This is a genomic window from Streptomyces sp. NPDC058401, assembly GCF_042722885.1.
GTDB lineage: Bacteria > Actinomycetota > Actinomycetes > Streptomycetales > Streptomycetaceae > Streptomyces.
The window spans coordinates 75,513-99,978 of record NZ_JBHXKA010000005.1; the positions used below are offsets into that span (position 1 = coordinate 75,513).

Sequence of the window (24,466 nt, forward strand, 5' to 3'; positions counted from 1 at the left end):
GCTGTCAGGCGGTCGTGGTGGCGGAAGAGGGCTGGTGGGCCGCCGCGCCCCCAGGGGCCTCGGTGCTCCCGGCGGGTACGGGCGGGCCCGCCTTCTTCAGCGGAACCTCGACGACGAAGAGCGCGGCGAGGAAGGCGAGGCCGCAGAGGATCGCGGCCGTCAGGAAGATGTGGCTGGTGCCCGTGGCGACGGCGCCGAGGTAGGCGTCCTTGGCCCCGGCGGGCAGAGCGCGCAACGCGTCCGGGTCCCCTTCGGCGCCCGCGGGCAGGTGCGGCTGTACGGCCCGGGTGAACAGCGAGCCGAAGACGGCGACGCCGAGCGAACCGCCCAGGGTGCGGAAGAGGCTGACCGAGCTCATGGCCGCGCCCATGTCGCGCAGGGAGACGCTGTTCTGGGCGATGGTGCCGGCCATCTGCAGGGTGAATCCGAGGCCGATGCCGACGAGGACCATGTAGAGGCTGGTCAGCAGGGACGAGGTGCCGGCGTCCATGGTGGCCAGCAGCCCCAGGCCCGCGGTGAGGAAGAGGGTGCCGACGACGGGGAACACCTTGTACTTGCCGGTGGCGGACATGACCTTGCCGGCGATGGTCGAGACGATCACGACGGGGATCATCATCGGGAGCATCAGCAGGCCGGAGTTGGTGGCCGAGGCGCCCTGGACGGTCTGCTGGAACAGTGGCAGGTAGAGGCCCGCGCCGAACATGACCACACCGGCGGCCAGGACCAGGACCATCGCGAGCGGGTAGTTGCGGTGCCCGGTGAACACGCTCAGCGGCAACAGCGGCTCGCTGACGCGCTTCTCGACCCGGATGAACAGGGCCAGGCCCACGAGCGCGGCGGCGCCCAGCGACAGGATCTGCCAGGACCCCCAGGCGTAGGTGCTGCCCGCCCAGGTGGCGGCCAGGACGACCGCGGTGATGGAGAGGGTCAGCAGGGCGATGCCCGCCCAGTCGATCTTCGCCTGGATGCGCCGGGCGGGGATCTGCAGCTTGCGCCACAGCCACACCAGGGCGACCAGGCCCAGCGGAAGGTTGATGTAGAAGGCCCAGCGCCAGTCGAAATGCCCGGTGACGAATCCGCCCAGGAGCGGTCCGCCGATGGTGCCGATCGCCATCACGGAGGCGGTCATGCCCTGGTACTTGCCGCGCTCCCGCGGCGGTACGAGGGCTCCGATCAGCGCGAAGGCGCCCGCGCCGATTCCGCCGGCGCCGATGCCCTGGACGACGCGGTAGGCGATCAGCTCGCCCATCGAGCCGGACGTCCCGCAGAGCGCGGATCCGATGATGAACACGGCGATCGAGGCCAGGTACAGGGGCTTGCGGCCGAAGAGGTCGCCGAGCTTGCCCCAGATCGGGGTGGTGACGGCGGTGACCAGCGTGTAGGCGGTGACGACCCAGGAGATGTGCTCCAGGCCGCCCAGGTCGCCCACGATCGTGGGCATCGCGGTGCTGACGACCATGTTGTCGAGCATCGACAGCAGCATCGCGAGCATGACGCCGAGCAGCACCCAGCGCACGTTCTTGGGCACGGCCGTGGGGCCCGCGGAGGGGCTGGCGGAGGGGCCGGCGGAGGGGAGGGATGCGGTCGTGGGCATGACTGATCACCCCTTTCGGGCGTAGAGGAACGAGAAGGAGACGGAGCGGGGGAGCGCTGTGGGGCGGCGGCCCGGCTCACCTCTCCAGAAGACCACAGCGGTTCAATAAGTGCAACAGGTCAACTTATGGATCCGTGAACCTTACGCATGGGAGCGAGCCCCCGCGGAGTGACGAAAGGCCAAGCGGGCAACCGCCGTCCTGCGGTCCGTCTACTGTGCGGACAAAGGCGAGCCGCCCATCGCGGCGGCCTGAGGAGGAATCCCGTGGCATCGCAGTACGACCCCGAGCACGCTCCCGCGGGTGATGTGGGCGCGGCGCTGTTGATGATCGATTCCCGGCTCAAGGGCATCCACGACGGCAAGGCCGGCACGGATCCCGAACAGCAGGCCCTGATCGACCAGTACGCCTCGTCGCTCGGCCCCAGGGAAGCCGACGACCTGCTCGACGGAGCGTGCACGCTCATCTACATGTTCATGATGTGGCTGCGCAGGGCGCACGAGGAGCACGGCAAGGACGTGATCGAGTACGTCGTGCCGAACATCGTGGCCACGCTGCGCATGATGCCCAGGAGCGTGCGCCCCGAGGCCATTCCCACCATGGCCGGCCTCGTCATCGCCGCCGGCACCGGCCTGAGCCCCACCCTGTGGCGCAAACAGTACGGAGACTGGACCGAGGCCGAGATGAATCCGCTCGAAGCCACGGCCTTCCTGCTCGCGGAGTACATCAACCGCATGACCGGCGACCCCGACTTCGCGACCCGCCTGATCACCGAGGCCCTGGCCGGTGCGGAAGAAGACTGGGCCGGTGCGGACGAAGACTGAGGCGCGTCACCCGTCCCTCGTGCGAGCCGCCCTGAGGGCGATCATCAGGTTTCCGTGATGTGGTGCTGGGGGCACCGATGAGTTTTCCGGCGACCGGCTGTCTAACCCTGTGGAAGACCGAAACCCCAGCAGCCGCCCCGAAAGGGTGAGGAACATGAAGTACATGATCCAGATGAACGTGCCTGCCGCCGAGTGGGACGCCATCATGTCCGGGTACTCCGAGGAGGACATGAAGGCCATGTTCGCCCACATGGGAGCCCTCAACGAGGACATCGTCGCCGCCGGGGAATGGGTGGACGGCCAGGGCCTCGGAGGACCCTCGCTGGTCAAGACCGTACGGGCCGGAAGCGACGGGCAGCCGCAGGTGACCGACGGCCCGGCCCGGGAGGGGCAGATCCTGGCCGGCTACTGGCTGGTCGACGTCAAGAGCCAGGACCGGGCCCTGGAGATCGCCGCACGGGCATCGGCCTGTCCCGGCCCGGGAGGCAAGCCCGGCAGCGACCCGGTCGAAGTGCACCCGATCCCCGAGGGCCCGCCCCAGGCCTGAGCCGAGGCCCGGACCGGCGGGCCGAACGCGTCACCCCGGCGCGAGCGGCCCGCCCGGCACTACGGCGAAGCCGACGCCGGGCCCTGCGAGCCCGTCCCTGACGGGGCCGGGTCCGGAGCCGCCGCCGGGGCCGAGGCCCGGTCCGCGACGAGGCGGACCGCCGCCACGGTGAGGTCCGGATCGTGGAGCTGCACGTAGTGGTCGCTGCCGGTCGCCAACAGGTGCGGGGTCTGCGGCCGCAGACCCACCAGGGCCTGCTGCGCCGTCGGCCAGGCCTTCTCCAGCTTCGCCACCAGATCCTTGGCCATCGTGGGCGGTACGGCGAAGGGCTCGGTCTTGCTGAGGACCGCGACGGGAACCGGCGGCAGCGGCCCGCCGCGGTCGATGGCGGTGACCCCGCCCTCGATGTCGACCTGCTCGAACTCCGGATCGGCGTCGAAGGGCGTACCGGGATGCCGCAGTGCCTCCACGTACGCCGCCCAGTCCGCCCCCATCGCGGGCTTCAGCGCCGGCCCCAGTGCGTCGACCAGGACGAGCCCGCGGGTCCGCTCCGGATGCTCCTGCGCGTAGCGCAGTGCGAGCATCCCGCCGAAGGAGTGCCCCACCAGCAGGTACGGGCCGGGCACGTGCCCGGCCGTCAGCAGCCGGTCCAGGTCCTCGACCATGGCGGGCAGGGCCCGGGTGCCGCGGACGGGCGTGCTGCGGTCGGTGAGTTCCGGGGGCTGCGTGTAGCGGAGCGTCCCCGGCCGGTCGTAGGTGCACACCCGGGTGAACGCCGCGACGCCCGGCAGTACCGCGGGAGCCTTCGGCACGGGTGGGGTGGTGTCGGTCAGGGTCCAGGAGTCGGAGGACTCGTGCAGCCCGGCCAGCAGCACCACGGTCGGACTTCCCGAGCCCGAGCAGTGCAGGTACAGGCTCCGCCCGTCGCCGATGGACACCCGCTGCCCGGTGTCATCGCCGCCGGGCGGCGGCGCGGCGGCCACCAGCAGTACGGCGGCCGCCGCGGCCACCGCCGCAGCCGGCACACGTCCTCGCATACCCCAAGCCTCCTCCGCCGCCCTCCACCCCGCCATCCGGGGCCGGCGCCCGGGAAGGGCCGGTCAGACCATCAGCAGCAGCCGGGTGTTCGATACGAGCTTGCGGTTGACGCTGGTGCTCTGGACGAAGATCGTGAACTCGTCGTTGTGGTCCGGCTTGACCCGTGCCTCCACGGCGGGCAGTCCGAGCAGGGCCCGGGCCTCCGGCCCCGTGTACACCCGGTCCGTCTTCTTCTCCAGCACCGCGATCTGCTTCTTCGCCTGGATCTTCTCCGGCTTGCTCAGCTGGTAGAACGCCCCACCGGTGCGGTAGGTGTGCCCGGACTCGACGACCCATTCCCGGATCGCCGCGTCGCGGGCCACCGGGATCAGCTCGTACGCGGAGGGGTCCGCCGGAGTGAGACCGGCCGCCTCGATGGTGTCCTTGTTGACCACCTCCGCGCCCGTGGAGAACACGGCCCGCGAACCGCGGATGCCCTTCGCCCGGCCCACCATGAACTTCTCGGTGGCCTCCTTGATGACCTGCCCGGCCTCCTCCAGACCCTGCGTGCTCGTGGCGTCCCAGATGGCGATGTTCTCCTTCGGGAACCCGCACTGCATGGCCTCGCGCTTGCCCATCTGGTCCGGCACGAGGACGGCCAGGGTCCAGTTGTCCTCCTGCGTCTCGATCATCTCGGCCACGGCCTTCACCAGGGCCTGCGGATCGCGGGAAGGGGCGTCCGGGGAGCGGTGGCTGGCGTTCTCCTGACCGTCGGTCAGCACGAACGTCAGGAAGCTGTGGTCGCCGTACAGCTGGGCGGTCTGCGCCAGCTCGCGCTGCGACTTCAGCGAGGCCGCCAGCAGCGCCGTCATTCCACCGGTCCGGTACAGCTGCTTCAGGGACGGCATCCGCAGCACGTCCTTGTCGTAGACGACGCACTCCACCTTGTCCGCGAAGACGTACACCGTGACGCGGGTCTCCTGGTCCAGTTCGCCCGACCGGCGGGCCAGGTACGCGATCTGCTGATCGGCGACCTCGACGACCTTGCGGCTCAGGTGCGACATGGACGAACTGGCGTCCAACACAAGAGCGACGTGGTTGATGTAGTTCTGGTTTCCGGACATGGAAGCTCCCCCTCGTTTCCGACTGGATGCTCCTACCGTCTCATCCACCACTGACAATCGGCCGGGGCTCCGAGCCCGGACGAAAGCCCCCCGCCCGGGCGCGAACGGGGGCGCACGGAAGCCCATGTGACGTGTCGAAACGTTACGCCAGTGGCGTTCGAGTGAACGGTCGTTCCTGGCGGCTCCGCCGGGCGTTGAATCCGCTGACGCATCCGCCCATGGGAGCGTCGAGAGATCTTTGAGTCCTTAGGGGAACCAATGCGTATTCGCTCTGCCGTCACCGCCTCCGTCCTCGCCGCCGGCATCCTGCTGGGCGGCGCCGGCGCGGCCCTCGCCAACGACGGTGTCGACATCGACTACTTCTCGGGCGGCCACAAGGCCTTCTCGTCCAACTGCTCTTCCGCGGCCGCCGTTCCGGCGCCGTTCGGCCCCGCCTACACCTCCTCCTGTGCCAAGGACGGCGAGGCGGAGTGGCTCAAGGGCGGCCACCTCGGCGCCAACTAGGACCCTCCGGCCCCGGCCGGCATGCGGGGGCGGTCGGACGGCAACGTCCGCCGCCCCCGCGGTGTCTGCGCCGTCAGCGCGGCCGGCCCCGCACCGCGAGCCCGTGGCGCACGGCCAGGACGAGCACCGCCGCGGCGAGGACCGCCACACCGCCCAGCCGCAGGATCGCGTCGTAGGCCTCCTCGGGCGAACGCCGCGGAGTCATCGCCGAGATCCCCGCGGCAGCTCCGGCCAGCGCGATCGCACCACCGGTGACCAGGAACGTCAGGAGCACCCCCGATGCCTCCCCGGCCCTGGCCGGAGGGACGAGCTGCTGGGTCGCCACGCTGGCGTAGGTCCAGCCCAGCCCGAGACCCAGCCCGCACCACGCGAACACCGGTACGTACAGCCACCAGGCGGTGACCTGGGTCAGCGCGTACATCCCCGTGCCCGCGCCGATACCGGCCAGGGCCATCACCGTGGTCGGCCGCAGGTGCCGGCCCAGCCGCGCCCCCAGCGGCCCGCTCAGCGCCACCAGCAGGGCCGGGGCCAGGAAGACCGTGCCGGCCAGCAGCGGCGAGAGCCCCCGTACGCCCTGGAGGTAGAGGGTGGCGAGGAAGACGGTGACCCCGTAGCCCATGTTCGTGAGCGTGCCCATCCCGGTGACCAGGACGTACGGGACGTCGCGGAACAGCCCCAGATCGATCAGCGGATGCCGGGCCAGCCGCTCCCGTACCAGGAACAGCCCGCCGCTCACCACCGCCACCGCGAAACCGAGGAACACGCGGCCACTGCCCCAGCCCCAGGCGTCACCGCGCTCCACGGTCAGCGTGACGGCGGCCAGCGCGCCGACGATCAGGGCGCAGCCGAGCACATCGAGCTCGCGCGGCGCCGAAGCGTCGCGCGAGTCCGGGACGTACGCGAGGGCGATGAGCAGCGACAGCAGGCTCAGCGGGGCCATCAGCCAGAAGATCCAGCGCCAGCCGGGCCCCTCGGTGAACCCGCCGCCCACGAACGGCCCGATCGCGGTCCCGATGTTGGCGACGCCGAACACCCCGCCCAGCGCCCTGGCGCGCGACTCCTCGGGAAAGGTGTTGGTGATCACCGAGACGGCCACCGGGAAGACGAACGCCGCCCCCACCCCCTGGGCGATCCGGGCCGCGACCAGCGAACCCAGGCCCGGAGCCAGCGCGCACCCCACGGTTCCGACGGTGAACAGGGCGGTTCCCGCCAGCAGAGTGCCCCGCCGGCCGAAGACGTCGCCCACCCGGCCGCCGATGATGAAGAAGCAGCCGATGGCGAGCATGTACGCGGACAAGGTCCACTGCGCCGCCGACACGGTGACGCCGAGCTCCGCCGCGATACCGGGGATGGCGAGGTTGAGCGCGAAGAAGTCGAGCTGGATGCAGAACAGGGCCACGGCCACCGCGATGAAGGCCCCTTTGCGCGCTGCCGTGGACGCTTCTGCGCGCATGAGGGGCGTTCCTCTCTGCGGTCTGCGGTCTGCGGTCTGCGGTCTGCCGTGCGCGGTCGGTGGTCTGCGGCGCGCTGCGTGCGGTCCCGCGGTCAGCGGGGTGCCACGGCTCCGGAGTCCGGGGACTGCTGGAGCCCTGACGCGTCGACCGCCTCGAAGTCCGAACCCTTGAAGGCCTTGAGCGCATTGAGCTGGGCGTTGTCCCAGCCGGGGTTCTCCTCACCGGTGAGGTACCAGGGCGACCCGTTGTCGGCGACGATGGCCCCGTACTTCTTGAGCGCCTCGGCGACGGCCAGGGCCTGGGGCCCCAGGGCCGAGGTGTCCACCGAGCTCTTGAGCCGCAGCCGCAGTCCCATGGGCGGCAGCGAAGGGTCCGCCGCGGCGCCCGCCTGGTGCCGCGCCGGCCAGACGTAGCGCTGATCCGTGCGGGGCACGGTCATCCGGATCGCGTGGTCGACCTGCCCGGCGGCGGCCTCCTCGTAGCGGACCAGCCCGGGCAGGATCGCGAGGCCGGCGGCGTCGGCCGAGGTCCAGTCGGCGGGTCGCAGCGCGTTGCTCCGCAGGTCGAAGACCGCGCCCGAGCCGGCCGTCCAGGCGTGGTCGCCCTGCTGCCGCGCGTTCCAGAGCTCGTACGACTTGCAGAGCGCGCGGTCCCAGACGACGACGTGGCGGTCCCCGGTGCTCGCCGGACCGTTCTCCACCGCTGCGTCCTGCGGAATCCGGTACCCGGCCGTGTCGCTCTCCTCGGCGATGTCCAGCGAGACCTCCGCCTCCGGCACCGTGGTGTCCGAGACGGTGATGGGAATGCCGAAGGGCTGACCCTCGACGAGCCCTGCCCCGAAGTCCGGGTGCAGGGGCTCGGCGGCGCCGATCGAGGAGACGTACCGGGCCGAGTCCGGGTGCACGGGCAGCGCGTCCACGGGAGCGTGCCAGAAACTGTCCGGGGGAGCGGTCCGGCAGGAGCCGTCCTGCGGGGCGGCGGCGATCAGACACCCGGCGGCCAGGGCGGAGACCACGGCGACCACGGGCATCCGGCGCCTCGAGCGGAGTGCGGCTCCGTGCACGGTCGTCATGGCCTCACCTCATCCGGAGGATGCGAACCGGCGTCCGCTGCCCGCGCCCGCTGTTTTCCCGGTGATCCCTTCCAGCGTAGGCACGTTCCGGCTCCGCTGCCCGGCCGCCCGCGGAAACCTCGGGTACGGGTGCTCCCGGCGGAGCGGGTCCCGGTCTGGGTCCGGTCCGGGTCAGGACAGGGCGGGACAAGGCGGGGCGGCAGGCGGCCCGGGGGGTGTGCGTCGCGCTCCTGGCGCCCCACGAGTGCTCCCGATGGTCCGTTGTGGCCAGGGGAGCGTCCTGCGTTGAATGAGACGGGCCGGTCACGGCCACGACTGCGACCACGACCACGAGGTGATCACTCATGCCCGGACCGCGGACGTACGAAGCCGGCCAGGCCGACGGCAGTGGCCGACAGGCCCCGCCCGAACGCCCGCCCCTGCCGAGAGCCCCGGGCCCGGACAGCGGCCCCGCGCACCCGGGCGGCGCGGACTTCGACGCACGCTCGGCGGAGTTCATGAGCCGGTTCGGCCTGGGCGGGGGACCGGAGCGCAGAGCGCGGATGACCGCGGGGCTGAACCGGATCGCGGTGAGGATCGCGCCGCACGCCGACCTGTTCGCGACCCAGTTGCTCAGCGACCTCGCCGCGTGGGTGTTCGCCTTCGACGACCTCTGCGACGAGGAGCTCCCCACCCTCACCCCGACGCGGGTGCTGACGATGGTCGCCCGCCTCCAGCGGACGATCGAGGCCCCCGGGATCCCCCTCGGCGAAGACCCCTTCGGCCTGGCCCTGCGCGACATCAGGCTCCGGGTGGATGAGATCGCCACCCCGGTACAGGCCCGGCGGTGGGTCGACGCGATGCGCGGCTATTTCCTCGCAGAGGCCCGCATCGGCGCCGCGCCGACGACGCCGGGAAGCCCGCAGGACGTGAGCGACTACCTGCTCACCCGCCTGCACTCCGGAGCGGCCCTGGCGGTACCCGTGCTCCTGGACGCGGTCGGCTCCGCGCTGCCCGCACCGCTCTGGGAGGACCCGCGGATCCGTGCGCTGACCGAGATGGCGGCGGGGATCGTCGTGGTCGACAGCGACATCCACTCCTTCGCGAAGGAGAGCCGACGCGGCAGCCGCAGCGGCAACCTGATCGCCCTCCTGGACAGCCCGGACGGACCGGAGCCGGGAGCGGGGCAGGGCGCGGGGCGGGGGCTGCGTGCCGTCTCCGCGCTCCGGGACTCGATCATGCGCCGCTTCCTGTACCTGGGTCGACAGACGGCGAAGGCCCCGGCAGACCCGCGGGTCCAGTGGTACCTGGACGCGCTCACCCAGTACGTCTGCGGCGCACGGGACTGGTCCGAGGCGACCTCCCGCTATCACGCGGGCCGGCCGGAAGGCAGTCGGCACCAGCCCCGCGGAGCCGCAACCGCGGCCGGCCCTTCGGAGGAGACCCTCCTCGCACCCCCGCCGATCGCATCGATCGCATGGTGGTGGGCCGTCGACGGAGTCCCGACGGCGTCCTCCTGAGCCTTCCGCCGTCAACCGCCGCTGCCGCGCCAGATGTTGTCGAAGGCCGCGTTCTCGATGGCCCGGCGCTGCCGTACGCCCGCCAGCTCCACCAACGCGTCGTTGACGGCGGCCAGCACCGTCGCGACGGCGTCGTCGGCCACCTCCGGAGCGTCTCCGTCCTGTTCGCCGCCGCCCCCGAGCGAGTCCACCAGGAGCACGAGCACGGGATCCTCCGCCCGCCACCGCTCCTCGGCCCGCCGACGGGCCGGCGAGTCGGCCGGCAGCAGCTCGCCGGCCCGGAAGGAGAACCCGCGGCGGCGCTGCCGTACGAGCTGCCCTTCCTCCTCGAGGACGGCCTCGTAGTGCGCGGACAGGCCGAGCCCCCTGCGCCACAGCCAGTCGGCGAGGGACTCGTAGGGCTCCTCCCGGACGAGCAGTGCCGCCGCCGCGTCCAGCAGGGGATCATCCAGCGCCGCCCGTTCACCGGGCACGAGGAGATCGCCGTCCAGCCCGACGGCCCGGGCGGCGAGGAGGTCGACGACCTCGGCCCCGGCGAGCGCGAGCGACAGCTCGCCCTGCTCGGCCTTCCGGCCGGACTCCACGTCCATGGCGATCATCAACAAGTCCCGCGGTGTGGTCATCAGGGGCTCCTCTCAACCGTGCAGGCAGGGCGCTGATCCATTGTCGATCACCTCGACCGCGTAAGGGCGAGACCGTCCCCGGCCGTTCGAAAGACGTCACATTCTCGCTCCGGCGCCGGGCGGCCGTGGCGGCTGCGCCGGATTCCGGCTTTCTATCTCCAACCTGCGCTGTTTCTAGAATGGCCCCGTGAAGGACATCGATGTGATCGCGTTGTTGCAGGAACCGGTACGACGCCGCCTGTACGAGTACGTGGTGGCGCAGGGCCGAGAGGTCGGCCGCAACGAGGCCGCCGAGGCGGCCGGGGTCGCCCGCACGCTTGCCGCACACCATCTCGACAGGCTGACCGAGGCCGGGTTGCTGGAGAGCGGCAGCCGCCGCCTGACGGGCCGTTCCGGGCCGGGGGCGGGCCGTCCCGCCAAGGTGTACACGCGGGCGCGGGTCGAGCGCTCGGTGTCGCTGCCCGCTCGGGACTACCGCACGGCCGCCGAGCTGCTCGCCGAGGTCGCCGAGCAGGCGGGGCTGGACGCCGGGCTCTGCGCGGCCGCCCGCCGCCGGGGCGAGGCCCTGCGCGGCGCGGCGGCGCCCTGTGGAGGCCTCGAAGAGGCGATGGAGATGCTGGCCGCCCGCGGCTACGAACCGCACCTGGAAGACGCCGAAGGGGCCGAGGGAGCCGGGGACGCCGGGGATTCGGAGGGCGCGCAGGGCCCCGAGGGTGCCGCGGCCGGGGCATCCGCACGCGTCGTTCGCATGCGCAACTGCCCCTTCCATGCCGTCGCCGAACGCTTCCCGCCACTCGTCTGCGGCATGAATCTCGCCCTGCTGGAAGGGCTGCTCGGCGCGGACGGTCCCGTCCGCGCCCGGATGGACGCCAGGCCGGGAGAGTGCTGCGTGGTGGTCGAGCCTTCTAAAAACAATGAGGATTGACATAGAAAAGCGAGTCGTGTGGGATGAGCCCATGACCGCACCAGCGCATGCCGCCCACCTCGCCCAGCTCAACGTCTCCACGCTCCGACACCCCTTGGACGACCCGCGCATTGCGCCCTTCGTCGAGATGCTCGACCCGGTCAACGCCGCCGCCGACGGCACGCCCGGTTTCGTGTGGAGGCTCGTGGAGGAGGGGGAGGCCGACGCCACCGGTCTGCGCCCGGCGGGCGAGAACGTCATCGTCAACCTGTCGGTGTGGCAGACCCAGGAGGCGCTGTGGGACTTCGCCTACCGCAGCGGGCACCTGGAGGTGGTGCGGCGGCGCCGCGAATGGTTCCAACGGCACGTAGAGGCGCACATGGTGCTCTGGTGGGTCCCCGCCGGGCACATCCCGACCGTCGGTGAGGCCCTGGAGAGGCTGGCGGACCTGCGGGCGCAGGGGCCGTCCCCGCTCGCGTTCACCTTCGCCTCCTCCTACACCGCCGCCGAGGCCGCCCAGCACCTTCGGGCCGCGCGGCCGGCGCCGCCGACGCAGCCGGAACAGGCCGCCCAGGGCGCGTGGCCGACGGCCGTCGGGGAGTCGGCGACGGTCTGAGGCTCCGCCGCGGGGCAGGTTCTTCGAGTGGAGCCGGAGCGCCAGGTGACCGTGGGCCTCCTGGTCCGCCGGATGCGGCCGCCTCGGCCGAAGGGGGAGGGGTGCCGGCCCAGGTCCCGCTCCTCAAGCGCCTCGACTGTGAGGCCTTCGTACACACGGCCACCGAGCGGGCACGGGCCGAACGCGTCCGCCCGTACTCGGTCATGGCCGCGGTGGACGCGACGCGCTTCTGCGGAGGTCTGCGCCGCGTGCACCGCCCATCCTGCGGAGGGCTGCGCCGCCCGTACCGCCCATCCTGCGGACGGCCGCTGTCGGCTGGTCTCCCGCACCGACGGGAGCCGCTTTCTCCTCGCTCACCGCGAGGGCGTGGGCACGGGTGCAGCCGGTTGCGCGGGCCTGTGGAGGCGGTCTCCGGCTCGCCGAGGCCCTTCGCGCGGCTGGACCTTGGGGAAGATCCCCCTGAAGGTGTCCGCGTCAGCGTCCAGGTCCGTGAAGGCGTCCCAGCGCCGCTCGGTGACCACGATGTCGTGGGCGCCGGTGCCCGGCTTGGCCGGGACCACGGAGAGCGCGGCCGCAGGCGCGGCGGGCGGACCCGGCCGGTCCCCGCGGGCCGGGGCAGGTCTCCGCCCCGGCAGCGGGCGACGGCACCACAGGGCTACGGGAGCAGCTCCAGGGTGATGTGCGGGGACAGTGCGCGCAGGAAGTCGGGCGCGTCGAAGATCTCGCCGGCGGAGGCGACGCCGACCGTGCGGGTGCGGCCGGTCAGGACCCGGTCCAGGGCCTCCACGACGAGCGGGGCCGTGACGGCGTAGATGTCCTGGCCGCGGGCCACGGCGCGGCGTTCGGCGCCGCCCGCGCGTACGACCACGTCGACGAGGAACGTCTGGTCGGACCGTCCGCTGTCGTCGGTCGCGGAAGGCTCCGGCGTGCCGGGGGCCGCGATGTCGCGGACCGCCTCCACCGTCATGTAGGTGGTCACGTCCGGGATCGCCAGGTGGCTGGGCACGGTCACCACATCGGCCATCGTGAACTCCCCGATCACCTGTCGTGCACCCATCGGCTCGGGGAACGTCCACGAGACGGTGGGCGCGGCGTCGGTGCGGTACTCCCACTGCCCGCCCGTGTAGCGCATGCGCCGCTCACCGCGCCGCTCCCGCGAGACCGCGCCCGAAAGCCTGGTCCCGGCGGTGGGGTGCCAGCTGCTCAGGGCGTACGCGATGTGCGCCTCCTCGGCCTCGGACCAGTCGCCCATCGCCGCGGTGGCCAGCAGGTCGCCCAGGCCGCCGAAGAAGGCCATCGCCGGGACGATCACCGCCCCGGCCTCCCGTGCCCGGTCGGCGAAGTGCGCGAAGGTGTCGATGTTGGCCTCGAGCTCGGCGGCCACGTCCAGGTAGGGGATCCCGGCCCGCAGGGCCGCCTCGATCACGGGGCCGGTCGTCGAGGCGAAGGGCCCCGCGCAGTTGATCACGGCGGCCGTGCCGGCCAGCGCGCGGTCCAGCGCGTCGGGGTCGCCCACCGTCGCGGGCCGGGCCTCCAGGCCGGTCTCGTAGGCCAGCGCCTTCAGCTTCTCGCCGTCGCGGCCCGAGAGGACCGGCACGAAACCGCGCTCCACCAGCTCCGCCACCACGAACCGTCCGGTGTGCCCGTACGCGCCGAACACCGCCACCGTCTGACCTGATCCCATGGTCCCGCTCCCCGTCGATCGCCTGTACCCGGATGACCCGGATGACCCGGATGACCCGCCGCGGGCCCTCGGGGCCCGCCGCTCCCTGTCGTGAACATCCTGTCGCGGAAGACCGTCCGCACACCACTGTCCGGAACGACATGACCCGTACACTTCCGGACATGACCACCGTCGCACTGGCCGTCACCGACGGCATGCTGCACTTCGAGCTGGCCCTGGCCTGCGAGGTCTTCGGCTCCGACCTGACCCATCTCGTGGACCCCTGGTACGAGTTCTCGCTCTGCGGACCGGACGCCGTACGGATCGACCGCTTCCGCCTGGAACCCGACCACGGACTCGACCACCTCGCGCAAGCGGACACCGTGATCGTCCCCGGCTGGGCCGACGTGGACCGGGACCCGCCGGCCGAGCTCGTCGACGCGGTGCGCGCGGCCCACCGGGCCGGCGCACGCGTGGCCTCCCTGTGCACGGGCGCCTTCGTGCTGGCCGCCGCGGGCCTGCTGGACGGCAAGCGCGCGACCACGCACTGGGCGCACACCGAAGAACTGGCCAGACGCCATCCCCTCGTCACCGTGGACCCCGACGTCCTCTACGTGGACAACGGCAGCGTGCTCACCTCCGCGGGCAAGGCCGCCGCCATGGACCTGTGCCTGCACCTGGTGCGCCTCGACCACGGCTCCTCGGCCGCCAACAAGATCGCCCGCCGCCTGGTCGTCCCGCCGCACCGCGACGGCGGCCAGGCCCAGTTCGTCACCACCCCCGTGCCCGCGCCCGGCAACCACCCGCTCGCCGACCTCTTCCCCTGGGCGCTGCAACGCCTCGACGAGCCGCTCACCGTGGAAGACCTGGCCCGCCGGGCCCGGATGAGCTCACGTCATCTGGGCCGGCACTTCAAGTCGGTGACCGGTACCACCCCGTTGCAGTGGCTGCTCACCCAGCGCATCCGCCACGCCCAGGAACTGCTGGAAACCACCGACGACACCGTCGACACCATCGCGACGGCCACCGGCATGGGCACCGCCACCACCCTGCGCCGCCACTTCGCCCGCACGGTCGGCGTCGCGCCGGACGCCTACCGCCGCACCTTCCGCTCCCGGACCGCCCCGGCCCCGGTGACGGCGTGAGCCCGATCCCGATCCCGATCCCAAGCCCGATCCTGTGCCCGAGCCCGAGCCCAAGCCCGATCCTGTGCCCGAGCCCCGATGGCGATCATGAGTTTCCGGCGCACCCGTTGACGTCGTAGAAAGCGCTCTCTAGATTCGCCGCATGCAGACCCCCGAGGCCCGTACCGAGGCACTCCCCGCGGCTACCGAACCCACCGAACCCCCTTCCCCGGCAGCCTCCGCCTGGTGGCGGAGTGCCGCGATCTACCAGATCTATCCGCGCAGCTTCGCGGACGGCAACGGCGACGGGATCGGCGACCTGGCGGGGATCCGCGCGCGCCTCCCGTACCTGCGGCGGCTCGGTGTGGACGCGGTGTGGATCAGCCCCTGGTACCCGTCCCCGATGGCGGACGGCGGGTACGACATCTCCGACTACCGGTACATCGACCCGGTGTTCGGCACCCTGGCGGAGGCGGAGGCGCTGCTGTCCGAGGCGCACGCCGCGGGCATCCGGGTGATCGTCGACATCGTCCCCAACCACTGCTCGGACCAGCACCCCTGGTTCCGCGCGGCCCTCGCGGCCGGCCCCGGCTCGCCCGAGCGCGCACGCTTCTGGTTCCGCCCCGGCCGCGGCGAGCACGGCGAACTTCCGCCCAACAACTGGCAGTCCGTCTTCGGGGGCCCCGGCTGGCGGCGGGTGACCGAGGCGGACGGCACGCCCGGCGAGTGGCACCTGCACCGGTTCGCCCCCGAACAGCCCGACTTCAACTGGGAGAATCCCGAGGTCCACGCGGAGTTCGAGTCGATCCTGCGGTTCTGGCTCGACCGGGGCGTGGACGGCTTCCGCATCGACGTCGCCGACAACCTGGTCAAGGACCCGGAGCTGCCCGACCACGACAGCGGACCCAGCCCCTGGGCCGACCAGGACCGCGTCCACGACATCTACCGCGCGTGGCACGAGGTCCTCGACGGATACGACCACGACCCCGTCTTCGTGGGCGAGGTGTGGACCCCGGACCCGGAGCGCTTCGCCCGCTACCTGCGCCCCGACGAACTGCACACCGCCTTCAACTTCCCCTTCCTCCAGAGCCCCTGGGACGCGACCGCGCTGCGCACCGTCATCGAGGAGACCCTCGCCGCGCACGCCCCCGTCGGCGCCGCCGCCACCTGGGTCCTCTCGAACCACGACACCACCCGCCACGTCACCCGCTACGGGCGCCCCGACACCTCCTACGCGCTCGACGGCCGCCGCGTGCACGGCGTCCCCGCCGACCTCCCGCTCGGGCGCCGCCGGGCCGGGGCCGCGGCCCTGCTGACGATGGCCCTGCCCGGCTGTGTCTACGTCTACCAGGGCGACGAGCTGGGCCTCGAAGAGATCGAGGACATCCCGCCGGCGCTGCGCCAGGACCCGACGTTCTTCCAGACCGGAGGCGAGGACCTCGGCAGGGACGGCTGCCGGGTCCCCCTGCCGTGGGGGGACGAGGCGCCGGACGCGCGGTCCTGGCTGCCCCGGCCGGCCGAGTGGGCCGGCCGGAGCGTGCGCGAGCAGAGCGCGGACCCGGACTCGATGCTCGGCTTCTACCGCCGGGCGCTCGCGCTGCGCTCCGCCCGGCCGGCCCTGCTCGACGGGGGATTCGCCTGGCTCCCCGCCCGGCCGGGCGTGCTCGCCTTCGCCCGCACCGCGGCCGGGACCTCCGTACGCTGCCTGGTGAACCTTTCGGGCGCCCCGGTCCCGCTGCCGGAGCACACGGAAGTCCTCATCGCCAGCGGCCCCGTGGATGACGGCCTCCTGCCCGGGGACACCGCGGTCTGGCTGCGCTGACGGAGCTGCACTGACGGAGCTGCGCTCAGGGGGGCTGGCCTCAGGGAGCCGGGCTGACGTGGTTGCGTCCGCCCGTACGAGGCCTGCGCGGCAGGGCGACGGCCGCCAGCGGCAGGGTGACGGCCAGGACGCAGCTCGCGACCGTGAAGGCCGCCGAGGTCGCGGCGACGGTGATGACGCCCGCGGCGTCGGCGGCGTCCGCGTTGGCCGCCAGCGCGAAGGCCCCGGCCGCCGCCAGGCCGACGGCTCCGCCCAGTTGCCGGATGCTCTGGCGCAGTACGGAGGCGTCCGGCCTCTTGTCCGCGGGCACCACACGCATGAGTTCGGCGCTCAGAGCGGGCACCGGAAGCCCCGTCCCGAACCCCGCGAGGAGCATCGCGGGGACCTGCCACGCGTACGCGAGGGACGGCAGGGCGGCGGTCCAGGCCGCCGCGCCGAGCGTGGCGGCGGTCAGGCCGAGCAGGACGGGCACCCGGACCGACCGGTAGCGGTCCAGCAGGTACCCGGAGAGGAAGGTGCCCGCCGCCGAGGCCGCGACCAGGGGGAGCAGGCAGGTTCCGGTGGCGAGCAGCGAGAGGCCCATGGCCTGGCGCAGGTACACGGTGCCGTGCACCAGCACGATCAGCTGCGGTCCCTGCACCAGGAAGGTGAGCGCCACGGCCACGGCGTACGGGCGGATGCCCAGGAGCCGCAGGTCGAGGAGGGGCCGGCGGGACCGCAGGATGAGCCGCACCGCCACGAGCATCGCCCCGCCGCCGATCGCGAGCGCGGTCAGCGTCCGCACGTCGGTGACGCCCCAGACACCGCACTGGTAGAGCCCGAGGACGAGCACCACCAGGGAGAAGATCACCAAGAGGGGCTGGACCACGGACAGCGCGCCGCCGCCGGCGCGGTTGCCCAGCCGTGACCGGGCGATCATCCAGAGGCACGCGGCGCCGACGGGCAGGTTGACGAGGAAGACGGAGCGCCAGCCGAGGAGTTGGGTGAGGACCGCGCCCACGATCGGGCCGAGGACGAGGAAGAGCTGCGCCAGACCGGCGTAGACGGCCAGGGCCCGGCCGCGGGACTCCTCCTCGTACACGTCCGTGATCACTGACGTGGCCACCGGCATCATGAGCGCGCCGCCGACGCCCTGCACGGCCCGTACCGCGACCAGGTACGGCTCGGCGGCGCCGCCCGGCGGGGCCAGGGCGCAGAGCCCCGAGGCGACGGCGAAGAGGGCGGTGCCGGCCCGGAAGGTGGTCAGCCGGCCGAACCTGCGGGCCAGCATGCCTCCGACCGGTACGAATGCCGCCAGCGCGAGGACGTAGACGAGCACAACGCCGTGCATCGTGAAGGTGGTGAGCCCGAGGCTGTGGGCCATCGGGTCGAGGGCGACCGCGACGACGGTCTGGTCCAGGGAGACCATCCCCGCGGCGCACCCCACGGCCGCGACGACGTAGCGCCTGCGGGGCGGAGGCGGGCCTTCAGGTGAGGGACGCAGTTGCGGAGTCGACTCCTGCTCCCGACGGGTCTAGCACCCCCGGCGCACGGGGTGGGGCGGGCTGCGGGCCTGGTCCCGGGGCGTTCGGGCGGATCGCGCGGCCAGGATCCGCGCCCGCCCAGTATGGGCGGTGAAGTCCGGTCCGCCGTGGACCGGAGGACCGGGCGTGGCGCCGCCGGGTGCCCGATGGCCACGTACCTCCGCGCTCATGCGCCTCTGCTCCTACGGTCCTGCGTGCCTACGGCGTGGCCCAGATGCCGCCGAGCAGGAGCCGCAGTTGGCCGGCGAGCCGGGTGGCGTCGATCGCGTCGGCGGAGGTCAGGGCGAGGCGCGCGAAGTGTTCCGCGGAGGCGACCAGGGCGTGGGCGAGGATCTCGGGGTCCGGTGCGGGCCCTGCGCCGGGCGGCGCGGACGCGATCCAGGCGGCGACCCTGCGCCGGAACCGGTCCCGGTCGGCCTCGATGCGGGCGTGGACGGCCGGGGGAGTGGCCGCCGGAGTCAGCAGGATCAGGCGCCAGGTGTCCGGGTCCTCGCGCAGCATGGCGGCCATGCTGCGCACGGCCTCGCAGGCGAAGTCGACCGGGTCGCGGGTGCGCAGGACGTCGGGAACGCTCGCGAGCAGGCGGGTGAAGGCGCGTTCCTGCTGCCGGTCGAGGAGGGTGAGCAGCAGGTCGTCGAGGCCGTCGAAGGCCCCGTAGACCACGGAGCGGGCGACGTGCGCCCGTTTGGCGATCGCGTCGATCGACACCCGGCCGTAGCCGTCGCTCACGATCACGGCGAGGGCCGCGTCGAGCAGTTGCTCGCGGCGTTCGGCGATCGGGACGCGCGGAGCGTAGGGACGCCGCCTGCGCGGCCTGTCGGTGGGAGACGTCGGTGTCGACACCTTGGCATCTTACGACAGTCGTGTCTTAATTTAAGACAGTCCTGTCTTATTGGGGGAGCGGTACGCACCCGCTGCCAGGCACACGAGGGAGCGGCCAGATGGCCCGACTGAACGGCACAGAGGTCGAACCGCACGCGGACTACGGGTTCTTCGGTCCCGGATCCGTGGTCTGGAAGGTCTGGAGCTACCCGACCGCGCCCACGGTGGGCTTCCAGCGCTCCGTGGTCGTGGAGGAGCTCGACCCGCCGCTGGTGGCCGCGGTCCACGGCACCCAGGGCATCTACGAGCGCACCCGCACCCGCTACGACCGCACCCTGCGCTACTTCGCCATGGTGGCCTTCGCCGGCTCGGACCAGGTGTGCAAGGCGGCGGACATCCTGGTGAAGGTCCACTCGAAGGCCATCGGCCACCTGCCCTACGGAGAGGGCACCTACGACGCCAACGACCCCGCCTCACAGCTGTGGATACAGCTCACCGGCTGGCACTCGATCCTCTACGCCTACGAGAAGTACGGGCCGGGCAAGCTCACCGCCGAGGAGGAGCAGGAGTACTGGGAGTCCTGCGCCCTCGCCGCGGAGTTCCAGACCTGCTCGCCCGAGGACGTCCCGCGCGACCGGGCGGGGGTCCGGGCGTACTTCGCGCGCATGCGCCCGCAGCTGGAGGCCAGCCCGATCGCCCGCCAAGCCATGAGCCACCTCCTCGACACCGACCTGGTCCTCCCGCCGACACCGTGGTGGATGAAGCCCGCCCGGACGGTCGTCGCGAGGACGCAGCGGATCGCCACCATCGCCACCATGCCGCGCTGGATGCGGGAGATGGCGCAGATCCGGCAGTCGCGGCTGCTGGACGCGCTCGTCGTCCCGGTGATGCGGGTGTCCTTCGCGCTCGCCCACCTCAGCCCCCGAGTCGAACTGTTCCTCCTGGGGATGCTCTCCCCGTCCACGGTGAAGGTGGTCGCGCCCGTCAAACTGAACGTCCCTCCCCGCACCAAGGAGGTCCTCACCCCCGAGCAGGCCCGCATCCGGCACGGCTACGTGAGGCCGGCCGAGGCGCACGCCGAGTTCAGGGCCCGCCAGGCGGCACGCGTCTTCGGCGACGGAAAGCCCCCGAGCGACCAGGGCCTCATCGAATCCCAGGAAGTCCTGGGCCCCCTTGCCTGACTGCACGGCAGGGCGCGGCCGGTTCCCCGGCTGCGCCCGACCGTGTCGGCCCTACTCGGCGAAGCGGCCGCAGAGCCAGTTGCCCGGTTCCTCCGGGTCGTCGCTCATCCAGAACTGCCGCCACAGCAGGGCGAATTCCTCGCGGCTGAGGTGGCCGTCGCCGTTCAGGTCGAGGAGTTCGAAGACGCCCGTCACGTCCACGGGCTGCCCGTTCCAGGTCTCGACGAGCCGGTGGTGCTCCTCCGGCGAGATGCGGCCGTCGCCGTTGGAGTCCACCGCGGCGAACACGGTGTCGGCGGTCGCGGTGACCTCCGTGACCATCGCGGGCAGCCTGTCGACGAGGGAGAGCAGCTCGCCCATGTCGACCGCGCCGTCCCCGTTCGCGTCCCCCGCTTCGAGGAGCGCCGCCCACCAGCCCATCAGCAGCGCCTCGACCCGTACGCGCAGTTCGGTACCAGGACCCACGCCGGGGAGCCGGCTCCAGCGGTCCACGAGGGCCGTGAAGTCCTCCTCGCGCAGGTAGCCGTCCCCGTCGGCGTCGAACGCCGTGAACATCCCCCTGAGCTTTCGCTCCTGAAACGCGCTGGCCATGAGCTGCCTCCCTGGTAGCGGACAGCGCGTAACTCTAGGCGGGGGCGCGCTCCCGCCTCCACGGGCACATAGGGGCGAACGATCCCCCGTCAGGGGTGTGCGGCCCGCTCGTCGAGGGGGACGCCCAGGCCGTCGGCCAGGGCGGTCAGGGTCGTTCCGAGGGGGAGCGCGACCCGGGTGACGGCGTGGCGGTCGCCGCGGGTCGGGTCGCGGTTGACGATCAGCACGGGCTTCCCGGCCTGCGCCGCCTGGCGGACGAACCGGAGCCCGGACATCACCGTCAGCGAGGAACCCAGGACCAGCAGGGAGGCCGCCCCGTCGACCAGATCGCGGCAGTGCCCGACCCGCTGCGGTGGGACGCTCTCGCCGAAGAACACCACATCCGGTTTGAGGATGCCGCCGCACACCGCGCAGGGCACCGGGTGGAAGTCCGCGACCTGCTCGTCGGTGAGGTCGGCGTCACCGTCCGGGTTCAGCGCCACGGGCGTCGGCTCGAAGCCCGCGTTGGCCTCCTCCAGCCGCAGGGCCAGTTCCCGGCGGGAGCCGAGGGCTCCGCAGGAGAGGCAGACGACCCGGTTCAGGCTCCCGTGGAGCTCCACCACCCCTTCGCTGCCGGCCGCCTGGTGCAGTCCGTCGACGTTCTGGGTGATCACCCCCGCGAGCATCCCGGCCCGCCCGAAGGCCGCGACGGCCCGGTGGCCGGCGTTGGGTGCGGCGTGCCCGAACGTGCGCCAGCCGAGGTGGCCGCGCGCCCAGTACCGGCGCCTGGCCCGGGCGCTGGCGGTGAACTCCTGGTAGGTCATGGGGGTGTGCCGGCGCAGGCTGCCGCGCTCGCCCCGGTAATCGGGGATGCCCGACTCCGTGGACATCCCGGCCCCGCTGAGCACCACTACCCCGCCGGCCCGCAGCGCTTCGGCGACCGGCCCGGGGTCCGTGGTGCCGGGCGGCAGGTCCGCGGTCGGGGTCCAGCTCAGAGTGGGGCGCGTACGCATGCCGCCAGCGTACGGAAGCGCCCGGACATCGGCACGGGTCGCCGGTCCAAGACCTTGCCATCCTGTGAATAACAGTGTTATTTTCTCATCACGAAGTTTTCTCCACGAGTGCAGCGGGGGTTCTCATGGACAGCACGCACGTCACGATCCTGGACGACGGCAGGGAAACCGTCGTGGCCGCCCGGACGGACCCGGCGGGCCGGGTCCTCCTGACCCCCGAGGCGGCAGAAGCGGCCCTCGGCTGGGTCCGCAAACCGCACGGATGGTGCCGCGGCGACCTGTGCGTGCCCTCCTCCGCCGCCGCCCGGGCCGAACACCAGGGTCTGCTCGACCCGGTGGCCTTCGCCGGACTCCTCGACCGCCCGGTGGCGGCCGACAGCGGGGTGATCGCCCTCGGAGTCTCCGCGCAGGAACGCTCGCAGGCCCTCGCCGGCGCCACCGCCCCCGACTTCACCCTCCCCGACGCCGACGGCGTGCCCCACTCGCTGAGCGAGCTGCGCGGCCGCAAGGTCGCCCTGGTCTTCTGGGGCTCGTGGTGCGGCTGCCGCTACGACCTCCCCGAATGGGAGCGCCGCCACGCCGCACTCGCCGAGCACGGCTTCAGCGTCCTCAGCGTCGCCGTGGACCGCCGCGCCGCCGACGCCGCGCCGTGGATCGCCGAGGCCGCGGTCACCCACCCCGCACTCATCGACACCGACGGCATCGTGGCCGACCTCTACGACGTCCTGAACGTCCCGACCGTGCTGTGGATCGACGAAGAAGGGAAGGTGGCCCGTCCCCACGACACCCAGTTCGCGACGGACCTGTTCCGCGAACTGTCGGGCCTGGACTCCGGCGCGGCGCTGGCCGCACTCGACCGCTGGGTCCTCACCGGCGACAGCGGCCTGTCCGACGAGGACGTCACCCGGCACACCCGCCGCGCCACGGCCACCCAGCAGTCGGCCCGTACGGAAGCGGCCCTGGCCCTGTGGCTCCACCGGAGCGGCCGCACGGCGGAAGCCGAAGCGCACTTCGCCCGGGCCGAGGAGCTCGCGCCGGAGGACCTGACCATCTGGCGCGGCACCATGCCCCTGCGCGGAGTGGACCCGATGGGCGACGAGTACTTCGCCAAGCGCACCGCGCTCACCGAAGCGGGCATCCCGATCTACCGCCCCCTCGGCGACTGGCAGCAGGCATGACCGGCGACCTCTTCGCCCGCACCCAGGCCCAGGGCCAGGACGCGCTGCGCACCGCCCTCCTCGACCTGGCCGCTCAGCTCCTCGCCGCCGAGGGAGCGGCCGCACTGACCATGCGCCGCATCGCGACGGCGGCCGGCTGTTCGACCACGGTCCTCTACCGCCACTTCGGTGCGAAGGACGGCATCGCCGAGGCCCTGTACCAGGAGGGCTTCGCCCGCCTGCGCCGCAGCCTGGAGGCCGTCCCGCCGTCCGCGGACCCGCCCACCCACCTGGCCGACCTGGGCCGCGCCTACCGCACGAACGCCCTGACCGAACGCAACCTCTACCAGGTCATGTTCGCCGGCCTCATCCCCGGTTTCATCCCCACCCCCGAGGCCCGCGCGGTGGCCGCCGCCAGCCTGGAAGTCCTCCGCGAGGCCGTACGGGGCTGCGTGGCGGCCGGGGTCTTCCGCCCGGACGCCGACGTCGAGGAGGTCACCGACATCATCTGGGCGGCCGCCCACGGCTGCATCACCCTGGAACTCGCGGGCCACTTCACGGCCGAGACCGCGGAGCGCCGCTACCAGGCGCTCACCAGGGCCGCGGTGGCCGCGTTCCTCCAGGCGCCGGGGGAGCCGAGGCTCGGCTGAAGGCCGGCCCGCAGGGCGTACGTCAGACCATCGGAGGATTGAGGCGGGCGAAGCCCTCCTGCCGGTGGTACGGGAAATAGGGGTAGGGGGCCGTCCGGCTGCTCGCCGCGTCGAGCTTCGCCATCTGCTCGGGGGTGAGCGTCCAGCCCACGGCGCCGAGGTTCTGGCGCAGCTGCTCCTCGTTGCGGGCGCCGATGATGACGGAGGACACGGTCGGCCGCTGGAGCAGCCACCGCAGGGCGATCTGGGGTACGGCCCGGCCCGTCTCCCCGGCGACCTCGTCCAGGGCGTCGACCACGCGGTAGAGGTACTCCTCCTCCACGGGCGGGCCGTAGTCGGCGGTGTCGTGCAGCCTGCTTCCGGCGGGCAGCGGCTGACCGCGGCGGATCCTGCCGGTGAGCCGGCCCCAGCCGAGCGGACTCCAGACGATCGCGCCCAGCCCCTGGTCGGCTCCGAGGGGCATGAGCTCCCACTCGTAGTCGCGGCCCACGAGGGAGTAGTGCACCTGGTGGGCGACGTAGCGCGGGCGGCCGTGCCGGTCGGCCGCGGCGAGGGACTTCATCGCCTGCCATCCGGAGAAGTTGGAGATGCCGGTGTAGCGGATCTTTCCCGCCCGGACCAGGTCGTCCAGGGTGGACAGCACTTCCTCGACGGGGGTGCCGGCGTCGAAGGCGTGCAGCTGGAAAAGGTCGATGTGGTCGGTGCCCAGGCGGCGCAGCGCGTCGTCCACGGAGGTGATCAGGCGGGACCGGGAGGTCCCCGCGTCGCCGGGTCCGTCGCCCATGGGCAGACCGGCCTTGGTGGAGATGAGCACCTGGTCCCGGCGCCCCTTGAGGGCGGCTCCGAGGACCTCCTCCGAGGCGCCCGCGGAGTAGACGTCGGCGGTGTCGAACAGGGTGATCCCGGCGTCGATGCAGATGTCCACGAGGCGCCGCGCCTGCTGCACGCCGGTGTCGCCCCAGGCGCCGAACAGCGGTCCCTGGCCGCCGAAGGTGCCCGCCCCGAAGCTCAGTTCCGGTACCAGAAGCCCGGACGTACCCAGCCGCCTGTACTCCATGACGCATCCCCTCATCACCCGCAGCTCCACCTAATGGGGCTGTGGTTCCGTTAAGATGGCCCGAGCGTACCAAGTCCCGAGGCTTAATGGAACTGGAGTCCCGTTATG

The 24,466-nt window shown here is 72.5% G+C and carries 23 protein-coding genes; 11 read left to right on the forward strand and 12 right to left on the reverse strand.

Going from position 1 to position 24,466, the window contains the following annotated elements:
• Positions 1 to 4 precede the first annotated feature (4 nt).
• The gene (locus ACFWNV_RS03195) at positions 5 to 1,594 is read right to left on the reverse strand and encodes an MDR family MFS transporter (RefSeq protein ID WP_383939686.1); all 1,590 of its coding nucleotides are present in this window, start codon (positions 1,592 to 1,594) and stop codon (positions 5 to 7) included.
• Between the two features lie 264 nt (positions 1,595 to 1,858).
• Here ACFWNV_RS03195 and ACFWNV_RS03200 point away from each other — a divergent pair, with 264 nt between their 5' ends.
• Positions 1,859 to 2,416: a hypothetical protein gene (locus tag ACFWNV_RS03200; RefSeq protein ID WP_383939689.1), complete on the forward strand. Its 558-nt coding sequence runs from the start codon at positions 1,859 to 1,861 to the stop codon at positions 2,414 to 2,416.
• A gap of 154 nt (positions 2,417 to 2,570) precedes the next feature.
• Positions 2,571 to 2,963, forward strand: coding sequence for a YciI family protein (locus tag ACFWNV_RS03205; protein ID WP_383939692.1), 393 nt, complete (start codon positions 2,571 to 2,573; stop codon positions 2,961 to 2,963).
• Between the two features lie 59 nt (positions 2,964 to 3,022).
• Here the strand turns inward: ACFWNV_RS03205 and ACFWNV_RS03210 are convergent, their stop codons facing one another.
• Together ACFWNV_RS03210 and ACFWNV_RS03215 are read right to left on the reverse strand one after the other, a co-directional pair.
• Positions 3,023 to 4,000 (reverse strand): alpha/beta fold hydrolase, encoded by a 978-nt coding sequence (locus ACFWNV_RS03210; RefSeq protein WP_383939695.1) that lies wholly within the window; start codon positions 3,998 to 4,000, stop codon positions 3,023 to 3,025.
• Between the two features lie 63 nt (positions 4,001 to 4,063).
• Positions 4,064 to 5,104 carry a VWA domain-containing protein gene (locus ACFWNV_RS03215; RefSeq protein ID WP_383939698.1) on the reverse strand — a complete coding sequence of 347 codons (1,041 nt, stop codon included), beginning with the start codon at positions 5,102 to 5,104 and terminating at the stop codon, positions 4,064 to 4,066.
• A 258-nt stretch (positions 5,105 to 5,362) separates the two neighbouring features.
• On the opposite strand from ACFWNV_RS03215, the gene ACFWNV_RS03220 reads away from it, so the two are divergent.
• Positions 5,363 to 5,608: a hypothetical protein gene (locus tag ACFWNV_RS03220; protein WP_383939701.1), complete on the forward strand. Its 246-nt coding sequence runs from the start codon at positions 5,363 to 5,365 to the stop codon at positions 5,606 to 5,608.
• 73 nt (positions 5,609 to 5,681) lie between these two features.
• On the opposite strand, the gene ACFWNV_RS03225 is transcribed toward ACFWNV_RS03220, so the two are convergent.
• Both ACFWNV_RS03225 and ACFWNV_RS03230 read right to left on the reverse strand, forming a co-directional pair.
• Positions 5,682 to 7,061 carry an MFS transporter gene (locus tag ACFWNV_RS03225; protein ID WP_383939704.1) on the reverse strand — a complete coding sequence of 460 codons (1,380 nt, stop codon included), beginning with the start codon at positions 7,059 to 7,061 and terminating at the stop codon, positions 5,682 to 5,684.
• A 92-nt stretch (positions 7,062 to 7,153) separates the two neighbouring features.
• Entirely contained in the window at positions 7,154 to 8,134 is a 981-nt protein-coding gene (locus tag ACFWNV_RS03230) for a hypothetical protein (protein ID WP_383939706.1), read from the reverse strand.
• A 344-nt stretch (positions 8,135 to 8,478) separates the two neighbouring features.
• Here ACFWNV_RS03230 and ACFWNV_RS03235 point away from each other — a divergent pair, with 344 nt between their 5' ends.
• Positions 8,479 to 9,633: a terpene synthase family protein gene (locus ACFWNV_RS03235; protein ID WP_383939709.1), complete on the forward strand. Its 1,155-nt coding sequence runs from the start codon at positions 8,479 to 8,481 to the stop codon at positions 9,631 to 9,633.
• A gap of 11 nt (positions 9,634 to 9,644) precedes the next feature.
• On the opposite strand, the gene ACFWNV_RS03240 is transcribed toward ACFWNV_RS03235, so the two are convergent.
• The gene (locus ACFWNV_RS03240; protein ID WP_383939712.1) at positions 9,645 to 10,256 is read right to left on the reverse strand and encodes a GPP34 family phosphoprotein; all 612 of its coding nucleotides are present in this window, start codon (positions 10,254 to 10,256) and stop codon (positions 9,645 to 9,647) included.
• A gap of 187 nt (positions 10,257 to 10,443) precedes the next feature.
• Between ACFWNV_RS03240 and ACFWNV_RS03245 the strand changes: the two genes are divergently transcribed.
• Positions 10,444 to 11,181 (forward strand): helix-turn-helix transcriptional regulator, encoded by a 738-nt coding sequence (locus ACFWNV_RS03245; RefSeq protein WP_383939715.1) that lies wholly within the window; start codon positions 10,444 to 10,446, stop codon positions 11,179 to 11,181.
• 31 nt (positions 11,182 to 11,212) lie between these two features.
• Positions 11,213 to 11,776 (forward strand): DUF3291 domain-containing protein, encoded by a 564-nt coding sequence (locus ACFWNV_RS03250; protein ID WP_383939718.1) that lies wholly within the window; start codon positions 11,213 to 11,215, stop codon positions 11,774 to 11,776.
• A gap of 655 nt (positions 11,777 to 12,431) precedes the next feature.
• On the opposite strand, the gene ACFWNV_RS03255 is transcribed toward ACFWNV_RS03250, so the two are convergent.
• The gene (locus ACFWNV_RS03255; RefSeq protein WP_383939721.1) at positions 12,432 to 13,460 is read right to left on the reverse strand and encodes a saccharopine dehydrogenase family protein; all 1,029 of its coding nucleotides are present in this window, start codon (positions 13,458 to 13,460) and stop codon (positions 12,432 to 12,434) included.
• A 161-nt stretch (positions 13,461 to 13,621) separates the two neighbouring features.
• Between ACFWNV_RS03255 and ACFWNV_RS03260 the strand changes: the two genes are divergently transcribed.
• On the forward strand, positions 13,622 to 14,584 hold the full coding sequence (locus tag ACFWNV_RS03260; RefSeq protein WP_383939724.1) for a helix-turn-helix domain-containing protein: 963 nt from the start codon (positions 13,622 to 13,624) through the stop codon (positions 14,582 to 14,584).
• Between the two features lie 142 nt (positions 14,585 to 14,726).
• Positions 14,727 to 16,385 carry a glycoside hydrolase family 13 protein gene (locus ACFWNV_RS03265; RefSeq protein ID WP_383939727.1) on the forward strand — a complete coding sequence of 553 codons (1,659 nt, stop codon included), beginning with the start codon at positions 14,727 to 14,729 and terminating at the stop codon, positions 16,383 to 16,385.
• A gap of 40 nt (positions 16,386 to 16,425) precedes the next feature.
• Here ACFWNV_RS03265 and ACFWNV_RS03270 read toward each other — a convergent pair whose 3' ends face one another.
• Both ACFWNV_RS03270 and ACFWNV_RS03275 read right to left on the reverse strand, forming a co-directional pair.
• Complete coding sequence (locus tag ACFWNV_RS03270) at positions 16,426 to 17,793, reverse strand: MFS transporter (protein ID WP_383939730.1); 1,368 nt, start codon at positions 17,791 to 17,793, stop codon at positions 16,426 to 16,428.
• 313 nt (positions 17,794 to 18,106) lie between these two features.
• Positions 18,107 to 18,751 (reverse strand): TetR/AcrR family transcriptional regulator, encoded by a 645-nt coding sequence (locus ACFWNV_RS03275; protein ID WP_383939733.1) that lies wholly within the window; start codon positions 18,749 to 18,751, stop codon positions 18,107 to 18,109.
• A 98-nt stretch (positions 18,752 to 18,849) separates the two neighbouring features.
• Between ACFWNV_RS03275 and ACFWNV_RS03280 the strand changes: the two genes are divergently transcribed.
• On the forward strand, positions 18,850 to 19,911 hold the full coding sequence (locus ACFWNV_RS03280; protein ID WP_383939736.1) for an oxygenase MpaB family protein: 1,062 nt from the start codon (positions 18,850 to 18,852) through the stop codon (positions 19,909 to 19,911).
• A gap of 51 nt (positions 19,912 to 19,962) precedes the next feature.
• Here ACFWNV_RS03280 and ACFWNV_RS03285 read toward each other — a convergent pair whose 3' ends face one another.
• Entirely contained in the window at positions 19,963 to 20,502 is a 540-nt protein-coding gene (locus ACFWNV_RS03285) for an EF-hand domain-containing protein (RefSeq protein ID WP_383939739.1), read from the reverse strand.
• An 89-nt stretch (positions 20,503 to 20,591) separates the two neighbouring features.
• On the reverse strand, positions 20,592 to 21,494 hold the full coding sequence (locus tag ACFWNV_RS03290; protein WP_383939742.1) for an NAD-dependent protein deacetylase: 903 nt from the start codon (positions 21,492 to 21,494) through the stop codon (positions 20,592 to 20,594).
• Positions 21,495 to 21,619: 125 nt separating this feature from the next.
• Here ACFWNV_RS03290 and ACFWNV_RS03295 point away from each other — a divergent pair, with 125 nt between their 5' ends.
• Both ACFWNV_RS03295 and ACFWNV_RS03300 read left to right on the forward strand, forming a co-directional pair.
• Positions 21,620 to 22,672, forward strand: coding sequence for a redoxin domain-containing protein (locus ACFWNV_RS03295; RefSeq protein ID WP_383939745.1), 1,053 nt, complete (start codon positions 21,620 to 21,622; stop codon positions 22,670 to 22,672).
• Positions 22,669 to 23,301, forward strand: coding sequence for a TetR/AcrR family transcriptional regulator (locus ACFWNV_RS03300; RefSeq protein ID WP_383939748.1), 633 nt, complete (start codon positions 22,669 to 22,671; stop codon positions 23,299 to 23,301). The genes ACFWNV_RS03295 and ACFWNV_RS03300 overlap by 4 nt, the downstream gene beginning before the upstream one ends.
• Positions 23,302 to 23,323: 22 nt before the next feature.
• Here ACFWNV_RS03300 and ACFWNV_RS03305 read toward each other — a convergent pair whose 3' ends face one another.
• Entirely contained in the window at positions 23,324 to 24,358 is a 1,035-nt protein-coding gene (locus ACFWNV_RS03305) for an aldo/keto reductase (RefSeq protein WP_383939751.1), read from the reverse strand.
• Between the last annotated feature and the right edge of the window lie 108 nt (positions 24,359 to 24,466).

What these genes read in the sequence shown, in the direction of transcription:
- ACFWNV_RS03195 (WP_383939686.1), bottom strand. Translation starts at nt 1,594, where the DNA reads ATGCCCACGACCGCATCCCTCCCCTCCGCCGGCCCCTCCGCCAGCCCC.
- ACFWNV_RS03205 (WP_383939692.1), top strand. Translation starts at nt 2,571, where the DNA reads ATGAAGTACATGATCCAGATGAACGTGCCTGCCGCCGAGTGGGACGCC.
- ACFWNV_RS03210 (WP_383939695.1), bottom strand. Translation starts at nt 4,000, where the DNA reads ATGCGAGGACGTGTGCCGGCTGCGGCGGTGGCCGCGGCGGCCGCCGTA.
- ACFWNV_RS03215 (WP_383939698.1), bottom strand. Translation starts at nt 5,104, where the DNA reads ATGTCCGGAAACCAGAACTACATCAACCACGTCGCTCTTGTGTTGGAC.
- ACFWNV_RS03220 (WP_383939701.1), top strand. Translation starts at nt 5,363, where the DNA reads ATGCGTATTCGCTCTGCCGTCACCGCCTCCGTCCTCGCCGCCGGCATC.
- ACFWNV_RS03225 (WP_383939704.1), bottom strand. Translation starts at nt 7,061, where the DNA reads ATGCGCGCAGAAGCGTCCACGGCAGCGCGCAAAGGGGCCTTCATCGCG.
- ACFWNV_RS03230 (WP_383939706.1), bottom strand. Translation starts at nt 8,134, where the DNA reads ATGACGACCGTGCACGGAGCCGCACTCCGCTCGAGGCGCCGGATGCCC.
- ACFWNV_RS03235 (WP_383939709.1), top strand. Translation starts at nt 8,479, where the DNA reads ATGCCCGGACCGCGGACGTACGAAGCCGGCCAGGCCGACGGCAGTGGC.
- ACFWNV_RS03240 (WP_383939712.1), bottom strand. Translation starts at nt 10,256, where the DNA reads ATGACCACACCGCGGGACTTGTTGATGATCGCCATGGACGTGGAGTCC.
- ACFWNV_RS03250 (WP_383939718.1), top strand. Translation starts at nt 11,213, where the DNA reads ATGACCGCACCAGCGCATGCCGCCCACCTCGCCCAGCTCAACGTCTCC.
- ACFWNV_RS03255 (WP_383939721.1), bottom strand. Translation starts at nt 13,460, where the DNA reads ATGGGATCAGGTCAGACGGTGGCGGTGTTCGGCGCGTACGGGCACACC.
- ACFWNV_RS03260 (WP_383939724.1), top strand. Translation starts at nt 13,622, where the DNA reads ATGACCACCGTCGCACTGGCCGTCACCGACGGCATGCTGCACTTCGAG.
- ACFWNV_RS03265 (WP_383939727.1), top strand. Translation starts at nt 14,727, where the DNA reads ATGCAGACCCCCGAGGCCCGTACCGAGGCACTCCCCGCGGCTACCGAA.
- ACFWNV_RS03270 (WP_383939730.1), bottom strand. Translation starts at nt 17,793, where the DNA reads ATGGTCTCCCTGGACCAGACCGTCGTCGCGGTCGCCCTCGACCCGATG.
- ACFWNV_RS03280 (WP_383939736.1), top strand. Translation starts at nt 18,850, where the DNA reads ATGGCCCGACTGAACGGCACAGAGGTCGAACCGCACGCGGACTACGGG.
- ACFWNV_RS03285 (WP_383939739.1), bottom strand. Translation starts at nt 20,502, where the DNA reads ATGGCCAGCGCGTTTCAGGAGCGAAAGCTCAGGGGGATGTTCACGGCG.
- ACFWNV_RS03290 (WP_383939742.1), bottom strand. Translation starts at nt 21,494, where the DNA reads ATGCGTACGCGCCCCACTCTGAGCTGGACCCCGACCGCGGACCTGCCG.
- ACFWNV_RS03295 (WP_383939745.1), top strand. Translation starts at nt 21,620, where the DNA reads ATGGACAGCACGCACGTCACGATCCTGGACGACGGCAGGGAAACCGTC.
- ACFWNV_RS03300 (WP_383939748.1), top strand. Translation starts at nt 22,669, where the DNA reads ATGACCGGCGACCTCTTCGCCCGCACCCAGGCCCAGGGCCAGGACGCG.
- ACFWNV_RS03305 (WP_383939751.1), bottom strand. Translation starts at nt 24,358, where the DNA reads ATGGAGTACAGGCGGCTGGGTACGTCCGGGCTTCTGGTACCGGAACTG.